The sequence below is a fragment of the uncultured Methanobrevibacter sp. genome (genome assembly GCF_902801725.1).
Taxonomy (GTDB): domain Archaea; phylum Methanobacteriota; class Methanobacteria; order Methanobacteriales; family Methanobacteriaceae; genus Methanocatella.
Genome location: NZ_CADCJB010000057.1, coordinates 1 through 17,588, shown reverse-complemented (window position 1 = coordinate 17,588; position 17,588 = coordinate 1). Strand labels below are relative to the sequence as shown.

General features: G+C 36.5%; 19 protein-coding genes and 1 tRNA gene. 8 read left to right on the top strand and 12 right to left on the bottom strand.

All coding sequences use genetic code 11. From position 1 onward, the window contains the following. Nucleotides 1-3,297 (bottom strand): Ig-like domain-containing protein (locus tag QZV68_RS09660; protein WP_296880796.1); only part of this gene is annotated, 3,297 nt, incomplete at its 3' end. A 1-nt stretch (nucleotide 3,298) separates the two neighbouring features. Continuing rightward, the gene (locus tag QZV68_RS09655; protein WP_296880795.1) at nucleotides 3,299-4,021 is read right to left on the bottom strand and encodes a right-handed parallel beta-helix repeat-containing protein; all 723 of its coding nucleotides are present in this window, start codon (nucleotides 4,019-4,021) and stop codon (nucleotides 3,299-3,301) included. Nucleotides 4,022-4,270: 249 nt separating this feature from the next. Here QZV68_RS09655 and budA point away from each other — a divergent pair, with 249 nt between their 5' ends. Then, on the top strand, nucleotides 4,271-5,074 hold the full coding sequence (gene budA, locus QZV68_RS09650) for an acetolactate decarboxylase (RefSeq protein ID WP_296880794.1): 804 nt from the start codon (nucleotides 4,271-4,273) through the stop codon (nucleotides 5,072-5,074). A gap of 56 nt (nucleotides 5,075-5,130) precedes the next feature. On the opposite strand, the gene QZV68_RS09645 is transcribed toward budA, so the two are convergent. After that, nucleotides 5,131-5,262 carry a hypothetical protein gene (locus tag QZV68_RS09645; protein ID WP_296880793.1) on the bottom strand — a complete coding sequence of 44 codons (132 nt, stop codon included), beginning with the start codon at nucleotides 5,260-5,262 and terminating at the stop codon, nucleotides 5,131-5,133. A 22-nt stretch (nucleotides 5,263-5,284) separates the two neighbouring features. Between QZV68_RS09645 and QZV68_RS09640 the strand changes: the two genes are divergently transcribed. Both QZV68_RS09640 and QZV68_RS09635 read left to right on the top strand, forming a co-directional pair. Continuing rightward, complete coding sequence (locus tag QZV68_RS09640; protein WP_296880792.1) at nucleotides 5,285-5,452, top strand: hypothetical protein; 168 nt, start codon at nucleotides 5,285-5,287, stop codon at nucleotides 5,450-5,452. Nucleotides 5,453-5,785: 333 nt separating this feature from the next. Then, nucleotides 5,786-5,926, top strand: a complete 141-nt coding sequence (locus QZV68_RS09635) for a hypothetical protein (protein ID WP_292783246.1) — start codon at nucleotides 5,786-5,788, stop codon at nucleotides 5,924-5,926. On the opposite strand, the gene QZV68_RS09630 is transcribed toward QZV68_RS09635, so the two are convergent. After that, entirely contained in the window at nucleotides 5,923-6,519 is a 597-nt protein-coding gene (locus QZV68_RS09630; RefSeq protein ID WP_296880791.1) for an N-acetyltransferase, read from the bottom strand. The two genes, QZV68_RS09635 and QZV68_RS09630, sit on opposite strands and share 4 nt — an antisense overlap. A 328-nt stretch (nucleotides 6,520-6,847) precedes the next feature. Next, the gene (gdhA, locus tag QZV68_RS09625; protein WP_296880790.1) at nucleotides 6,848-8,182 is read right to left on the bottom strand and encodes an NADP-specific glutamate dehydrogenase; all 1,335 of its coding nucleotides are present in this window, start codon (nucleotides 8,180-8,182) and stop codon (nucleotides 6,848-6,850) included. Between the two features lie 514 nt (nucleotides 8,183-8,696). Here gdhA and QZV68_RS09620 point away from each other — a divergent pair. Then, nucleotides 8,697-8,945: a hypothetical protein gene (locus QZV68_RS09620; protein WP_296880789.1), complete on the top strand. Its 249-nt coding sequence runs from the start codon at nucleotides 8,697-8,699 to the stop codon at nucleotides 8,943-8,945. Here QZV68_RS09620 and prf1 read toward each other — a convergent pair. From prf1 to QZV68_RS09605, 3 genes are all read right to left on the bottom strand, one after another. Further along, on the bottom strand, nucleotides 8,930-10,174 hold the full coding sequence (prf1, locus tag QZV68_RS09615; protein WP_296880788.1) for a peptide chain release factor aRF-1: 1,245 nt from the start codon (nucleotides 10,172-10,174) through the stop codon (nucleotides 8,930-8,932). The genes QZV68_RS09620 and prf1 overlap by 16 nt on opposite strands. Before the next feature lie 76 nt (nucleotides 10,175-10,250). Next, a complete protein-coding gene (locus tag QZV68_RS09610) occupies nucleotides 10,251-10,487 on the bottom strand; it encodes a hypothetical protein (protein ID WP_296880787.1) in 237 nt (78 codons plus the stop codon). Nucleotides 10,488-10,556: 69 nt separating this feature from the next. Then, complete coding sequence (locus QZV68_RS09605; RefSeq protein WP_296880786.1) at nucleotides 10,557-11,075, bottom strand: hypothetical protein; 519 nt, start codon at nucleotides 11,073-11,075, stop codon at nucleotides 10,557-10,559. Between the two features lie 134 nt (nucleotides 11,076-11,209). Here QZV68_RS09605 and QZV68_RS09600 point away from each other — a divergent pair, with 134 nt between their 5' ends. After that, complete coding sequence (locus tag QZV68_RS09600; protein WP_296880785.1) at nucleotides 11,210-11,725, top strand: zinc ribbon domain-containing protein; 516 nt, start codon at nucleotides 11,210-11,212, stop codon at nucleotides 11,723-11,725. Here the strand turns inward: QZV68_RS09600 and rimI are convergent. Further along, entirely contained in the window at nucleotides 11,690-12,145 is a 456-nt protein-coding gene (gene rimI / locus QZV68_RS09595; protein ID WP_296880784.1) for a ribosomal protein S18-alanine N-acetyltransferase, read from the bottom strand. The two genes, QZV68_RS09600 and rimI, sit on opposite strands and share 36 nt — an antisense overlap. 105 nt (nucleotides 12,146-12,250) lie before the next feature. On the opposite strand from rimI, the gene QZV68_RS09590 reads away from it, so the two are divergent. From QZV68_RS09590 to cobK, 3 genes are read left to right on the top strand one after another with little or no spacing between them, the layout of a single operon-like run. After that, the gene (locus QZV68_RS09590; RefSeq protein WP_296880783.1) at nucleotides 12,251-12,640 is read left to right on the top strand and encodes a UPF0146 family protein; all 390 of its coding nucleotides are present in this window, start codon (nucleotides 12,251-12,253) and stop codon (nucleotides 12,638-12,640) included. Between the two features lie 4 nt (nucleotides 12,641-12,644). Beyond that, nucleotides 12,645-15,074: a calcium-translocating P-type ATPase, PMCA-type gene (locus QZV68_RS09585; protein ID WP_296880782.1), complete on the top strand. Its 2,430-nt coding sequence runs from the start codon at nucleotides 12,645-12,647 to the stop codon at nucleotides 15,072-15,074. After that, nucleotides 15,071-15,856, top strand: coding sequence for a precorrin-6A reductase (cobK, locus tag QZV68_RS09580; RefSeq protein WP_296880781.1), 786 nt, complete (start codon nucleotides 15,071-15,073; stop codon nucleotides 15,854-15,856). The genes QZV68_RS09585 and cobK overlap by 4 nt, the downstream gene beginning before the upstream one ends. A 15-nt stretch (nucleotides 15,857-15,871) precedes the next feature. Here cobK and QZV68_RS09575 read toward each other — a convergent pair. From QZV68_RS09575 to tuf, 3 genes are all read right to left on the bottom strand, one after another. Then, nucleotides 15,872-15,955, bottom strand: a tRNA-Ser gene (locus QZV68_RS09575). Nucleotides 15,956-15,990: 35 nt separating this feature from the next. Beyond that, the gene (gene rpsJ / locus QZV68_RS09570; RefSeq protein WP_042691424.1) at nucleotides 15,991-16,299 is read right to left on the bottom strand and encodes a 30S ribosomal protein S10; all 309 of its coding nucleotides are present in this window, start codon (nucleotides 16,297-16,299) and stop codon (nucleotides 15,991-15,993) included. A 67-nt stretch (nucleotides 16,300-16,366) separates the two neighbouring features. Beyond that, on the bottom strand, nucleotides 16,367-17,588 hold a 1,222-nt coding region (gene tuf, locus QZV68_RS09565; RefSeq protein WP_296880780.1), incomplete at its 5' end, for a translation elongation factor EF-1 subunit alpha.

The window sequence follows — 17,588 nt, the reverse complement described above, 5'->3', positions numbered from 1 at the left end:
TTTTAAAATGACTGCAAACGCCTTGACTTTAACATTTAACTTGTAAGTTCTCTGATGAATAACCATTTTAGGATTTGCCTTTTTAACAGTGACCTTAACTGATTTAGCGGACTTGTCATACTTGCTGTTGCCGTTGAATGTTATCTTTGCAGTGTATGTTTTAGGAGCCAAACCTTTGGTGGATATTTTGACCTGACCGTTATTATTGGTGGTGTATGTTTTTGCACCATTCAGATTAACAGTTATTTTAACTCCACTAACCGGATTGTCGCTGGCATCTTTTAGAGTAATAATCAAATATTTATTGGCATTATAAACCGTTGTAACTGCAGAAGCGACAATTTTTGTAGAAATTTTACTTTCAGATACAGTTACGGTGACAGAAGTTGAATTTCTGGCATATTCCTTACCGTCACCGACCTTAACAGTGACAACAGCAGTACCTGCTTTTAAAGCTGTAATTTTACCGTTTTTATCCACGCTGACAACACCTGAGTTATCAGGAACATAAACTACAGGCAAACCAGCTGGATCTGTTGTAGCAACAATAGCGAATGTATCTCCAACTTTTAAATCCGCAGTAGAATTAATTACACTGACACTGGCATCCTTCAAGCTAACAATGACAGTGATATTTTTGCTTTCAGAAGCCGCATACTTGTCATCACCGGCAAATGAAACGGTGACATTTGCAATACCGTCACCGACAGCGGTAAATGTGCCGTCACCATTAACAACGACAACACTCAAATCACTGGACATATAATCCGGTTTACCAGCATCAGAAGGCATTAAACCAATGCCCAGGTCAACATCCTTATCTCCAATCACCATGTTAACAGTAGCATTTGCAATTGTAATTTCTGTTGGTATCTTGCTTACTGTAACAGTGACGTTTGTTGAATTTTTAGCATAGATTTCATCATCACCCACTTCAACGGTGATGATTGCAGTACCCTTGCCAACAGCAGTAACAATACCCTTTTTATCTACAGTCACAACAGAGTTATTGCTGGATGTATATGTAATATCGAGCATTATTGTGTCAGGATGTTTGGTGGCATTAATTGCAGATGTTTCACCAACTTTTAAATCCAAAGTGTCATTATCTACAGTGACACTAGCATTACCCAAGCTAACATTTATAATGATAGTCTTGTTTTCAGCAGCTGCATATTTATTATCTCCTGCAAAGGAAACAGTGATAATTGCTTGACCTTTACCTTGAGCAATAGCATTGCCTTCATAATCAAAATCAACAACATCATAATCACTGGATGTGAAAGTAACATTGCCTGCATCAGCAGGAGTCAAAGCAGCAACAATAACAATCTCATCACCAACAAACAAGTCTAATGGAGTAGTATCAACTGTGATTTCGGTAGGTACTTTACTTACAGTAACAGCAACAGCGGTTGAATTTTCAGCATATACTCCATCGCCGCCAACTTTAACTGTAATAGAATCAGTGCCATTTTTCAATGCAGTGACAACACCTTTTTCGTCAACACTGATAACACCAGAGTTATCAACAACATATGTTACATTCAAATCCCTAGGAACAGTAGTGGCAACAATAGTAAAGTTATAACCAACAAATAAATGCAAAGTGGAGTTGGTTACATTGACACTGGCATCATGCACATTAACAGTGACATCAATAGTCTTGTTTACAGCTGCAGTATAATTTTCATTGCCTGCAAATGATACTGTAATTGTAGCAGCACCTTTGGCAAGAGCTTTGATTTTTCCATTTTCAACTATTGCCACTTTTGAATTGTTTGAAACGTATGTTAAGTTACCTGCATCTTCAGGAGTCAAAGTAGCTCCTGAAGGAACTTCATCAAGAACGTTTATGTCAACAGTTGCAGAGTCAACCGTAATTCCAGCATATGCTTTATCTACAGTAATTTTAGCAGTTTCTGTAACAGGATTGTGATCGTCATCAGGTACTGTTGTTACGGTCAATGTGTAATTGCCGGCGCCCAAACCTGAAATCTGAATAGTGAAATTATTTAAAACAGTGGCATTAGTGCCATTGATACTGGCAGTAATTTTGGTAGCTCCCACAGTTTCTACAGTAACATTCCTGCTTTCACCATAATCCAAAGTAATATTATGCAATGTTATTTTTGAATCAGCCCGAGTAATATTTATTGTTGCATTGCTGATAGAGACATTGTCCAATCCGATATATGTTGCATTGACCTGATAGGTTGTATAATTGTCAAATGTATGTTCTGCCCACCAGAGTCCGTTCCCACCATAATTTGCATTAATTTGAGTACCATTCGGTAGGATAAACATTAATCCCCCAGGAATAACATCATTTTTTATAATATTGGATTTTGCAGTGATGTTAACTGTTCTGTTGTTGGTTGTCTGATTATTAACATTTACGCTGAATTTCATGTTTGTGACTATTTTTTCAGCTTCCGTGTAGTATGAATCCTCATCATGGCGAACTCTTATGAAATAATTGCCGTCAAGATTTATATTTTTTAAAACAATTTCACCATTCGCATCTGTGACATGAACCACATTATCTAAAACAATTTTATCATTAACAACCACCCCGACAGTTATATTCTGACCGGCTTCCCTGTTGGATCCTGGCAAAGTGGCACTTGTGATGTTAGTAATGCCTTCAGCACCCCAATATGTCACATTGGCAAAGGTAACTTCAGCATCATCACGAGAATAAATTGCATTTAAAAGATTATTCTGACCCATGAAAATGATTTCAATATTATTTCCATTTAGAGTTACATTTAAAGGAGTGTTAGAATCCACATTTGCCCTATTGTTTAAGAAAATAGACTTAGAAACAATTTTAGTGGCTAACCCACTAAGGAAATAAACTGCAGAACCTGCAGGTGCATTATTGCCTGTAAAATTGCAATTTGTCACGGCCCCTGATCCAATAAAGATAACTGTACTCTCCCCAGCAGTGTTGTTAATAAAAGTACAGTTTGCCACAGTATTTGCTTTATTAAGGGAAGCTATACTCTCCTCAGCAGTGTTGTTAATAAAAGTACAGTTTGCCACATTACCCCAACTCATGGATATAATATCAATCTTTACAGAGTTATCAACAAAGTTACAATTTGTCACATTACCCCCACCCACAATAATAACCTCTGATGCAGATGGAAATGTATTAGTAAAATTACAATTCATCACGACACCCTTATCATCAACGGTAATAGCCGTGCCAGTGTTGTTAATGAAATTACAGTTTATCACCCTAGCATAAGCAGATTTTCCAAACGTAACTTGACAAGATGATGGAACCATGTTAGTAAATATTGTTAATAAAAGTACAGTTTGTCACATCACCTACTCCCCTAAAGTAAACTGCACCACCAAGTTCTTTTGCAGTATTGTTAATAAAATTACAATTTATAATCCTACCGGTAGTGCCCTCACCAAAATAAACTGCACCCCCATCATTAGAATGTGCAGTATTGTTAATAAAAGTACAATTTTCAACTGTACCGGAACTTCCGAAGTAAATAGCACCTCCATTACCAGAAGACACTGAATTTATAATTGTCAGGTTCTTAATCGTTACATTAAGAGCCATTACTACAAATGCAGGAGTAATGGAACCTGCCATGTCAATTATTGCACCGTTACCATTGATAATTCCGGAAGTTTTAATAGAAATGGAACTACTCTCACCGGCATAATACTTGTAATAACTTTTAGTTAAGTTTTTATCTCCGCCACTTCCAATTTCTTCACGTAACTGCGAATAGTTGCCTTCTTCACCGGCAGTTAATGTTTTCGAATCAATTACTCTACCCGCAGTTTTTTCATTGTCTGTTTGTGCCAATATATTGCTCTCTTCACTTGTTTGCAGATTATCCACAGTCATTTCATCACCTGCAGATAATTCCATTTGACCCGTATCTTCACCGGCCACTATAGTATCGTTCACATCGCTGGCGCTTACGCTTGCCACCCCAAATATGAATATGACGAGCACCAGCATGATTAAGCTTTTTTTGTATCCCATGCTTTTTCTCCCATTTTCATCATGACAAAATATTTTTATAAGAATCTTGTTTTATTCTAAACAAACAAATATCTAATGCAGTTTTCGCTGATTAAAATATTCAATCATCATTATTAACTCTATAAAGTGAAATTTATAAATATACCTATTAAATGCACAAAAAAGCATATGGGAAAAAAGCGATATTTAAACATTAAACTTATTATTCAGATACAATAAAAATCTAATTACTTAAAGGAGGAAATATTAATGAATAAAAAAATAGTATTTGCATTGGTTGTAATTGGTCTGCTTGCTGTTTCAGCAGCCAGCGCTCAAAGTCCATTGCTTCTAAACAATAATAAAGACGATTCAATGTATCAGGTATCTTTAATGCAGGCTTTCATGCATGGAGAATATGACGGAGTAGTCAAAGTAGGAGATTTTAAAAAACATGGAGACATCGGTCTTGGAACATTTGAAGGAGTAAACGGTGAAATGATAGTTTTAGACGGTGTTGTTTATCAGGCAGCAGCTGATGGAAGCATCAATGTCATGAATGATAACGAAACCGTGCCATTCGCTACAATCACCAAATTCGATGAGGATGGAAAAATAGACAATATAACCGCCAAAAACTTTGACGATTTGACCGGTCAGCTGAACAAGACAATCGAAAAATATGGTACAAACAACATGTACGTAATCAAAATCAAAGGTGATTTTAAAAACATTACCGTCAGAAGCGTTGAAAAACAGGAAAAACCATATAAGGAATTCACAGAAGTTGCAGCAGTAGACCAAAAGGTATTCAACCACACTGACCAAAAAGGAACACTTGTGGCAGTATACTTCCCAGAATACATGAATGAACTGAACATGCACGGCTGGCATCTTCACTTCCTGTCCGATGACAAGACCAAAGGAGGCCACGTATTAGGATTCAATGGTTTTAACGGGTCAGGCCAGGTTGATGAAATCCATGAATTCAACATGATACTTCCAACCGACGATTCATTCAAAACAATGAACTTCACCGAAGACATGTCCAGTAAAATCAGCAGCGTAGAATAACTCTTTGAGTTATTCTCTTTTTTTATTATATTGAAGATGTGGTACAAAATTTTCAATTAATTATTTTTAAAGGTTTTTTGTGCAATTCCCAAAGCATTGGTTTTCGCTTTGTAGGTTTTGCCGTTGAACTTGAATACTATCCATTTGTTTTTAATCCATTTGCCGTTAATTTTAAGCCTTGCTTTCAAGGTAAATGATTGGACGGTCTTTTTGACAGTGCTATCTAAAATAAGAAATTTTTATTCACCTGAAGAACAAGACATGGAATTATTAAATTATATAATAAACAATTATGATTTATCAAAAAGAGAAATTAGAAAAATTATAGAATATAATGATGAAAATAACGATGCATTTTCTGAAAAAATTTTAAAATGAAACTACATGATCAAAAATAAGATAAAAATTAGTAAATAATCAAATAAATGGTTAATAACCTAAAAAAGAAAAAAATAAACAATGAAATCTATACGATTCCTTGTGTGGAAATTAGGCGATACCACCCTACTTCCAAAAAAATATAGCCTCTTAAAAAATCCCCATTAAACCTTAAAAATTGCTTTCACCATGTAAAATTGCTTTGAAAAAACCATACTACATAAATATTTCCATAATCTTGAAAAAAATAATTATCTACCCATTTCATGAAAATGTAAACTATTTAAAGGATAAAATACAAACAAATATTAAATAACACAGAGGAGAATGCACATGGCAAAACCTATTGGTGAAACTCCAACATTATATGGTAAAGAAGCTAGAGACTTTTTAAGAAAAATGAATGAACCTCCTAGCAGAGAAGACCGTGAATTTAGAAAAAAATGCGAATCTCAAAGAATAGTTCTATTTTAACTTTTCTTGAGATCAAGATAGAAATAAAAAGTTTGTTCAGGATTTTGTTTAATAATCCTATCCAACTTCTCTTTAATTAATTTATCGTCTCTTTTTAAATTTGAAAAGTGATTATGAACTACATAAAAATTATAAGCACTGGCATAACCTTCAACAACAATAAACCTTAAACCTACATCATTTTCAGATAATTCCCTAATGGAGTTTATGACATTTCTGAGAATATGTGAACCTAAACCATTATTTGCATATTTTTTATCAATTGCAAATCTTCCTATTTTTATCGCAGGCAATGGCTTCTTTTTGGGAACTTTTTCAATATTTTCATTGTAATGATGTTTTAATTTTAACCGAATATTTTCATCACGAATATTCTTTAAAGGGATAGTATCAGTTAGTAATGATACAAAGCCAATTATCTCATCATCACAAGTGATTAGCTTAGTGATATTTATTTTATCCTGTTGTTGGATTAATGCATCATTTTTAATAAAATCATTTAAATCATCAGAGCCACATTCAAAATTACTTAAATCATGTTTTTCAGTTAATGTTTCAAATTTATAATTGTCTTTAATATATTCAATATCCATAATACTACCTTCATTTAGTTAATTTTACATTACAAAAGAAAATTCATCCCAATTTAATGATTAAAAACATTTGACTAATTTCAATTGAATATAAAACAGATTTAATATTACTTTAGTAAAAAATAATAAATATTAACTTCTGAAATGCGACCGTATGCAAAATCACAGATATGAAAAAACAGGATGAACCATACGATACCACCCTACTTACGAAAAATTCAAAATAAAACTACAAACTTATTGAATTAATTCAAAACAAGTTAAAAATTATACAATAATCAAATAACAAATTATTAAACTAAAAAAAAGAAAAAATAAACAAGGAAATCTATACGATTCCTTGTGCATTCATAGCATCAACTACTTTCTTGAATCCTGCAATGTTTGCTCCTGCAACATAGTTTTTGTCCATGCCATATTCTTCAGCAGCAGCTGCAGCGTTTGCGAAAATAGTTTCCATAATAGTTTGGAGTCTACCGTCAACTTCTTCGAAGGTCCAAGATAATCTTTCTGAGTTTTGAGACATTTCAAGAGCGGAAGTAGCCACTCCACCAGCGTTGGATGCTTTACCTGGTGCAAACAATACGTCATTTTCTTGTAAGAATTCTGTTGCTTCAATAGTGGTTGGCATGTTTGCTCCTTCAGCAACTGCTAAAACGCCGTTTTCAACTAATGTTTTAGCATCTTCTAATTGCAATTCGTTTTGAGTAGCACATGGAAGAGCGATGTCACATTTTACTGTCCATACGCCTTTTCCTTCATGGTATTCAGCACTTTCTCTTGCTTCAGCGTATGCAGTTAATCTTTCTCTTCTTACTTCTTTTACTTCTTTTAAGAGCTCTACGTCGATTCCTTCAGGGTCGTAAATCCAACCTGTTGAATCAGAACAGGTTACAGGTTTACCGCCTAATTGTTGAGCTTTTTCAATTGCATAGATTGCTACGTTACCTGCACCTGACACTACAATGGTTTTATCAGCAATGTCAATGTCGTTTGCTTTTAACATAGCGTTTGTGAAGTATAATAATCCGTATCCAGTAGCTTCAGTTCTTGCAAGGGATCCTCCGAAGGTTAATCCTTTACCAGTTAATACTCCTTCGTATAAACCTCTGATTCTTTTGTATTGACCGAATAAGAATCCTATTTCTCGGCCACCTACACCAATATCTCCTGCAGGTACGTCAGTATCTGCTCCGATGTATTTGCATAATTCAGTCATGAAAGATTGACAGAATGCCATGATTTCTCTGTCGGATTTTCCTTTAGGATCAAAGTCAGATCCACCTTTTCCTCCACCAATTGGAAGTCCGGTCAAGGAGTTTTTGAAAATTTGTTCGAAACCTAAAAATTTAATAATACCAAGATTTACAGATGGGTGGAAACGTAATCCGCCTTTGTAAGGTCCGATTGCACCGTTGAATTGTACACGGTAACCGGTGTTAACTTGTACCTGACCGTTGTCATCTACCCATGGAACACGGAATTTGAATTGTCTTTCCGGGTTTGTTAATCTTTCAAGAAGTGCGTTTTTCTTGAATTCTTCTTCGTTTTCTTCAATGACAACCCTTAAGGATTCCAATACTTCGCGTACAGCTTGGTGGAATTCTGGTTCAGAAGGGTTTTGTGCTATAATAGTTTCAATTACATCATCTACGTATGACAAAAACATTCCTCCAAATTAATATTTAGATTAATTTTTCATATTATTAAATAAATTTTCGAATTAAATTCCTGGCGCAATGGCCTATTTAACAATATAATATATTATATGACCCTTCTAATATTTAAATATTTTTCAATTTTAAATTAAATATTAGAATATTATTCAAAGAAAATAATAAAAATCTTAAACAAATTATAATAGTATTCAACATTATTGTTAAATCAAATATGCGATTCAAGATATTGATTTAAACTGTCCAATGAAAATAATCAAATGATGTACAAAGTCGGAAATTAACTTCCAACAAAAAATTCCGAATGCTCCCATCCAAAATGTACAGAATTACAGCAGATCATCCATGAAATTTAGAACAAAGAAAGACATATGAAAAAAATTGTTAAACAAAATAATATAGAAATAAAAAAACAACAATATTATATATATCATAATTAACAAAATAATCTACAAAGTCATATGAAATTTAGTTTTTTATATCAAAATGTAAAGTGAAAAAATGAAAGTAACCAAAATATCCAAATCCCAATACAAAAGATTGAAAAGAACATACTTGCACAAAAACAGGTGCATGTACTCCCTATACAGGGATTTAAATGATGAAATACCTATAGAAAAACAGATATTCTTTAGAATAATCAACAAAATTCGTGAAGAAGAAGGTTACCCTCCATTCTACAACACAAATAAAGAAAACAAGAAAAAAAATAATATCAATAAGCAGGACACTTATCAATATTCAACATAATACCTCAGTATTGCAGCAATACCACCAAAAGCTCTGAAAAGCTGCATTCCCTCCTCAGTTTCAGTGGAAATAAACTCAACATCAGTATTCATCTCTTCAGCTTTTTCAATGAAATCATCAGCCAGATCCATGGAAGATTCCTCTTTTAGGGTTTCACCACAGTTAGGGCATTTTTCCTTAAGGCCGTCAGCTTCAGATTGGTTTTTGACTGTGACTTCCTTTTGAGTGCCGCAGCTTGGACAGGTGAAAACCTTGCGCATGCTTGTCAAATCTTCAGACAAAAGCAAAGTGTCAACAGCACCCATAATCAAGTTGTTCCTGACTTCATTTTCACCATAGGAGCAAAGACCCTTATCCTTGGTTAATTCCTTGATGAATCTTTGGACAAGTTTCTTTTCATGCATTACATCAAGATTTTCCAAATCATCGGCAGATTTTGCAATTACTTCACGAATGCCCTCATCGCCAGTGTAGGAAGTATCGACAATGGTTATTACCTTTTCCTTAAGTTCATAATGCAGGTATTCCCCATCATAGAAATCTTTTTTGGTAAAACCGGGTCCTCCAATAATGATTCCTTTCAAATCATCCTTCAAAGGAAGGAAAGCTTCATTCATATGGTCTCCAATACGCTTTAAGAATTGGTGAGCCAGATCTTCAATTACACGGTCAAACCTTCTCTGGGATTGTCCCCCTGCCTTGTGCTTGCCTGGAACTCCACTGGTCAAATGACCAAGAATGGTTTCCTTTTTACCTTTCAATGTAGCATAGGTAGCTTCGTTTCTGTCAATTACAGCAACCCCATAGACGTCACGTTCCTCAATCATGAACTCAAGAGGCTCAACGAAAAATTCATTGTTGCACTTGTACCAGTAAGTTGTAACAGGTTCTGGAGGCTCGATAATGTATTTTTCCATCTTTTCAGTACCAGGACCTCCTTTTGGAATCATTCCCACAAAGAGAACAAGACCGCTTTCAGGAGGCTGCTTGTATAATTTGATGCTTTCCAAAATAACCGCAATTGCAGATTGTACATTTTTCCTTGTTTGTTTACTCTTAATGTTAGCACTCTGACCCATTTCATCTCTCATGTGCTTACCAACATCACTCAATTGTTTAGTTGGTGGAATATAAACGGAAACAAGCTCTGTACCTCTACCTCTTTTATTTGACAATTCTTTCAAGGTCTTTTTAAACTCATATAATTCTTTTGATGATACGTCTGCCATGTTATCCCTAATAAAAATTAAATTAATATAATAGTAATAAATATCTTTTTTTAAATATAAATAATTAATGAAAAAATCAGTCTAATTTATCGTTTCCATATTTTTCAAATAATTTAATATTTTCCCCATCGATTGTGTTCATCTCAAGCAGGTCCATGCCGGTAATGTCAATCACATCACGGGCAAGATGAACATAGGTGTCGGGATAGTCATTGTATCCGAACAGATGCCATATGACATCCCCTTCAAAGACCATCTCCAGATACCAGTCATATCCTTCAAGGTCCTCGGGATCTCTGGCTTTCGATTTCATGTGATACTCCTCCTGAGTCCACATGTAGACGTGATACTTTTCCAGAAGGTTCAAAATCAGCTGTTCGTTTTAAACTCCATCCTTTTCAATTCCGAAAAAAAGAGGTGTTGCAAGGCATCTCTGATGGTTGAGGTGGAGAACGTCAAAATTGAAAAAATCCTTCAAAAGCTCACCGAAACGAACCCAGTTTTTCGGGAAATTGTTTTTGAATGAATATTCCTCATAGTTGTCGCTTGAATAGATAATCACGATACAAGAATAAATCATTTCCAGCTTTTCAAAGTATGAGAACTCTTCGCAGACATAATCCTTAAAGAGATTCAAACCCTCAAAATCATGCAGGAAACCTGCGGCTTTCTCGTCATCGAAAGTTCTTATCTCGCTGGTCATGCTACGCCTCAAATCAACAAGGATGTCTATCCATGAATCATCGCAGAGGCTGTTTTCCTGCAAAAACTTGTCTCCGCTGCCACGTTCTGAAATTTTGTAGTATGCCATATTGTTTGCAAAATCGATTGTGAAGCATTCATAGTGGCGATTCAGGCGCTTAAAATTAAATCTCTGGGTAATCTCAATTTTTTCAATCATGAATATCAACCGACTACATTAATAGTATTTCAAGCAAGTTTAATATAATTATCTAGACACGACTTCGAAAAAATCACACAACCGAAAACAAAAATTTATTAACCAATTGCTATTAATTATATTTAAGTGATACTATGATGAGAAGATGCCCACAATGCGGTACAGCAGGCGACGATATGTACGGCTTCTGCATAAAATGCGGATATGAATTTCCAGAAATCAGCCATGACCCTACCGCATGCCCATTATGTGGCTATAAAAACCCGGAAGAAGCTGATTACTGCGTAAAATGCGGTTCACCATTATTGTTCAAAGGAAATATTGAAAACCAAAAAAATATAGGACCTATCGTTATCCAAAAAGAGTATGCAACTGCCCCTGTTCAGGAAACCGGCAGAACAAGCAGATTTATAATATTTCTCGGATACTTCTTTGCCATTCTTGGAAGCATCATAGGCCTGATAATAGCCATTTACCTGATTACCAGAAAGGATCCGTCTGCAAAAAAACACGGATACATCCAAATTGCAATCATACTGTTTTACCTTGTCATTCTTACAATACTTTTTGCAACAGGCAAAATTCCTCCGGAAATCATTACCAATTACAAAACCTTACTTTTGGGAAACTTTACCCCTATCCAGAGGTAAGTACATTATGATGGCGGCCTCACCGCTTTCATAATATCCCGGAACCACCCTGTCCTTAATGAAGTTGAAGTTTTCATAAAACTTGACCGCACCGGTATTGGACTGCCTAACTTCAAGATAGATTGCATCGATTTTAAGCATTGAAAGAATTGAAATTGCCCTGACAAGCAGTTCGGTTCCTGCTCCGAGCCGGCGATAGTTTTTATCAACAGCTATTGAGATGATATGGCCCTGATTTTCATATTTTATCCAGAACATCACATATCCTATGACATAGTCCTCCTCTTCAGCTACGAGAAATCCTATGCCCATATTGTACAGCTGCTGGAACATGTTTATTCCATAGGATTGGTCGAACGACATGTTTTCAATTTCAAAAACCCTCTTCAAATCTTTTGGAACAAACTTTCTAATTTTCATACTAAAAAATATTATAAATGGCAATGTATTTAATATTATCTAAAAAAAGAAAACCATACCAAATTTTTAATAGTCTATCCAATCAATATTAAATTGAGGATAATCATGTGGCAAGATTTCACGCAATACATTTTAAATGAATCCGGAGAGGAAAACGTGAAAATAGCGGAAGTAGGTGTTGGAAAGTTCAGCCAGGTAGCCGATGCGCTGGAAAAGAAAGACAACATCACCGTCATAAGGACAGACATTCTGCCTGCAGATGCCACAGTAATAAAAGACGACATAACAAATCCCAACCTTGATTTGTACAGGGATGTGGATTTGATTTATTCAATCAGGCCCCCGAGCGAACTTCAGCCATATCTGGTGAAGCTGGCAGAGGAGATAAACTCCCAGCTCATCATCAAGCCGCTGACAAACGAAGATTTAAATACCGGAAGGGTCAAAATGAAATTAAAAAATTTCAACAAAGCGAGTTTTTACATTTTAAGGTGATAAGATGAGCGACATACTATCCAAATACGACACATCACTTGACGGACTTGGCTCAGCTGAAGTTCAAAAAAGGCAAAAGGAACACGGCCCGAATGAAATTGTTGAAAAGCCGCCTACGCCATTGTATATTCTGTTTCTATCCCAGTTCATGGATATCCTGATTGGGCTTTTGATAATCGCTGCAATAGCATCATTTGCAATTGGAGACGTCATTGACGCAGGAGTAATCATTCTTGCAGTGCTTTTGAACGTGATTATGGGATTCATTCAGGAGTACCGATCCCAAAAGGCAATTGAAAGCCTTAAAGGTTTCATAACAAAGCATGCAGTTGTGAAAAGAGACGGCCAGATTAAGGAAATCGATGCAAAAACACTAACTGTCGGAGATGTTGTAATCCTTGAAGAGGGATGCAAAGTGCCTGCAGACTTGGTGCTGATTGAAAGCAATTCCTTAAACTGTGACGAATCCCAGCTTACCGGAGAATCACATTCAGTCAACAAACAGACAAGTGACAGGGTTTACATGGATTCAAATATCATTTCAGGAAATGCCGTAGGCGTTGTCGAAAATATTGGAATGAACACGGAAATCGGAAAGATTGCAGGAATCGTCCAGGAGGACGACGATGAAACCCCTCTTGCAAAGCGCGTCGGAAAACTTGGAAAGATATTATCAGCAATAGCAATCGTTGTGTGTATAGCCATTTTCATCATGGAGTTTTTAAAGGGAATCCCTATTGTCGAAACATTTATGACCGCCGTTTCACTGGCTGTTGCGGCAATTCCAGAGGGTCTTCCTGCAGTATTGACATTGACCCTTGCTCTTGGAATGTCAGAAATGGCAAAGTCCAATGCGATAGTCAGAAAGCTCCTGTCTGTTGAGACATTGGGATCATGTACCGTCATCTGCAGCGACAAAACAGGAACCCTAACTGAAAACAAAATGACCGTAGTCGAGAGTTTCTACACAAACAAGGACAAAACACATCTTATAGGCAAATTGTGCAATAATGCTGCCCTTGACAATGACAAAATCATTGGAGACCAGACCGATGGAGCAATTTTAAAATTCTGCAAAGAGCATGATTCATCACTTGAGAGACTTGATGAAATCCCACTTGACAGCAATCGTAAAATGATGACTACTATACATAGACTGGACGATGAAAACAATATTGTTTTGTCCAAAGGTGCTCCAGAAATAATTCTAGATAAGTGCAAATACATTGATAGGGAAGGAAGTATTGAAATTATTGATGTTGAAACAAAGGAAATGATTGTTGAAAAAATTGGAGAAATGAGCGGACATGCACTCAGGACAATCGGTTTCGCATACAAGACAAACGGCATTGAAACACCCGAAGAGAATTTGACATTTGTGGGAATGCTTGGCCTGATTGACCCACCGAAAGCCGACGTGAAACAGGCCGTAAAGGACTGTGTCAATGCAGGAATCGACCTGGTAATGATTACAGGAGACCATGAAAAGACAGCATGTGCAATTGCAAGGGAAATAGGAATTCTTACTGACGGCGAAGTGATAACAGGCAAAAAACTTGACGAGCTCAGCGACGAAGAATATCTGAAGCTCGCACCAAAGATACAGGTCTATGCAAGAGTAAAGCCAGCACAAAAAATGAGAATTGTTGAAGCCCTCAAAAAACTGGACAACATTGTCGCAATGACAGGAGACGGAGTAAACGACGCACCTGCACTCAAAAAAGCATCAATAGGAGTTGCAATGGGCGACGGAACTGACGTTGCAAAAGAAGCATCCGACATGATCCTGCAGAACAACGATTTTGCAACAATAATAAAGGCAATCAAGGGCGGACGTAAAATCTATGACAACATCAAAAGGTTCGTCAAATATCAGGTTTCAACAAATGTAGGTGCAATACTGACAATCGTCGGCACATCTCTTCTTAACCTGCCGCTTCCGTTCAATCCGGCACAACTCCTATGGCTGAACATAGTAATGGATGGGCCTCCCGCACAGATGCTCGGTATTGAAGGCGCTGAAAAAGACATTATGGAAAGGCCTCCTGAAAATGGAGACATATTGACCAAAAATACAATGCTTCAGATATTGATTTTAGGCATAGTAATGGCAATAGGAACAATATGCGTATTCACATATGAAATATCAAAAGGAGTTTCCACAAGAAAGGCAATGACAGTTGCGTTCACACTCTTTGTAGTCTATCAGCTGTTCAATGCATTCAACGGAAGAGCTAACTCAGAAAAATCAAGCAAATTCCTATACCTTGGAATAATAATATCATTCCTGCTGCAGCTGCTGATTTTATACATACAACAACTTCAGACAGTATTCAGAACAACCTCAATCGGCCTTTACGATTGGGCGCTAATCCTGATTGTGGCATCGACAATACTCATAACACAGAAGATAATGAATAAGGTGATGAAATGAGGATAATGCTGCTTGGAGGTACCAAGGATTCAATAAACATAATAGAATTCATAAAAAGCAACTATGATGCATACATTCTGACAACAACCACTACAGAATATGGGGCAAGATTGGCAAAAGAGGGAGGAAGCGACGATACAATAGCACGTCCCCTTCCAAAGGACGAACTGATAAAAACCGTTGAGGAAAATGAAATAGATCTGCTCATCGATGCCACCCATCCCTTTGCAGAACACATCACCCAAACCAGCTCAGGCATGGCAAAGGAGCTGAACCTTGCATATATCCGCTTCGAAAGACCTCCCACCAACCTCAAAGACATCGACACTTCAAACCTCCATTATGCAAAATCATTTGACGATGCAGGAAAGCTTATAGGCAAAAGGTTCACTGAAGGAAATGTGCTTCATTTTGCAGGAGCCAACACCATGGAAGACATCCTGAAACACGTTTCATTCGAAAGGTTTTATCCGAGAATCCTAAAAGTCGAAAGCTCCCTTGAAAAATGCGAAAGGCTGAACATTCCCGAAGACCACATCATACCAATGACCGGAGCGGCAAGCCTTGAAGAAAACATAGAACTGATTGAAAAGTATGATGCATCAGTGATGATTACAAAGGAAAGCGGAGAAATCGGTGGAGTAATCGAAAAGATACAGGCTGCAAATGAAAAGGATATTGCAGTAGTAATGATAAAAAGACCTGAAATAGACGGGTTAAATAAAAATGATATTGTGTCTAATTTAAAAGAATTAGACATTAAATTAAAAAACTTTTTTTAAAAATAGATATAAAAACGCCGAGACTGGGATTTGAACCCAGGCGAGGGAAACCTCACAGGATTTCAAGTCCTGCGCCTTACCAGACTAGACTATCTCGGCATATGAAAAGGAATATTTAGAAGGATTCTAAATATTTATCCTTTAAGTTCAATTTCAATACTTACATTATCAGGAACATTAACTTTCATAACTTGTCTCATAGCACGTTCATCAGCTCCAATACCGATTAAACGTTTATGGATTCTGAGTTCCCATTTTTCCCAAGAAGCTTTACCTTCTCCATCAGGAGATTTTCTTGTAGGTACAACTAATTTTTTAGTTGGTAATGGAATAGGACCAGACAAGTCAACACCAGTTCTTTCAGCAATTTTTTTAAGTTGATCGCATACGTATGCTAATTTTTCTGGATCAGTTCCTGTAAGCTTAATTCTTGCTTGATTCATTTATTCTCCTCCAAAAAAACAAAAAGAAAAGAAAGTATGAAATACTTTCTAATTATTGTTTACAAACTTATTTTGCTGGGGTAATGTTAAGACATAAACCTGCTGCAACAGTTTGACCCATATCTCTGATAGCAAATCTACCCATTTGAGGGATTTCTTTTGCGTTTTCGAGACACATTGGTTTGGTAGGTTTGATTTTTACAATAGCTGCATTACCGGTTTTTAAGAAGTCAGGGTTTTCTTCGTCAACAGCACCAGTAGCAGGGTTTAATTTTTTGGATAATTCTAAGAAAGTACATGCTACTTGGGAAGTGTGACAGTGGAATACAGGAGTGTATCCAACGGTAATTACACCAGGATGTTGTAAAACAACAATTTGTGCATCGAATTCTTTAGCTACAGTAGGAGCGGAATCAGTGTGTCCTGCAACGTCTCCTCTTCTGATATCGTTTTTACCTACACCTCTTACGTTGAATCCGATGTTGTCACCAGGTTCAGCGGAGTCGAATACTTCGTGGTGCATTTCGATAGATTTAACTTCTCCGGAAGCTCCAGCAGGTTCAAAGATAACGTTTTCACCTTTTTTCATTACACCAGTTTCAACTCTTCCTACAGGTACGGTTCCTACACCAGTAATGGAGTAGACGTCTTGAATAGGAATTCTTAAAGGTAAGTTGGTAGGTTTTTCAGGTGGGGTTAATTTGTCTAATGCATCAATTAAGTTGTCACCTTTGTACCAAGGAGTGTTAGGAGATGCATCGTTAATGTTGTCCCCTTCGAATGCAGATAATGGAATGAAAGGTACGTCTGCAGGGTTGAATCCTACGGTTTTAATTAAGTTTGATACTTCTTCTTTTAATTCGTTGTATTTGTCTTCTGAGTAATCAACTAAGTCGATTTTGTTGATTGCAACGATTAATTGGTTGATACCTAAAGTTTTGGATAAGAACACGTGTTCTTTAGTTTGAGGCATTACACCGTCGTCTGCTGCAACTACTAAAACACCAGCGTCTGCTTGGGAAGCACCAGTGATCATGTTTTTAACGAAGTCTCTGTGTCCAGGACAGTCTACTACAGTGTAGTCGTATTTTTTGGTGGAGAATTTTTGGTGAGCTAAATCGATAGTTACTCCTCTTTCTCTTTCTTCTCCTAATTTGTCCATAACAAATCTGAATTTGTTTTCTCCGTCATCTAATTGTTGTTCAGCGATTGCACCAGCTTTTAATAATAAGTGTCCAACTAAAGTGGATTTTCCGTGGTCAACGTGTCCAATAAATGCTAAGTTAAGA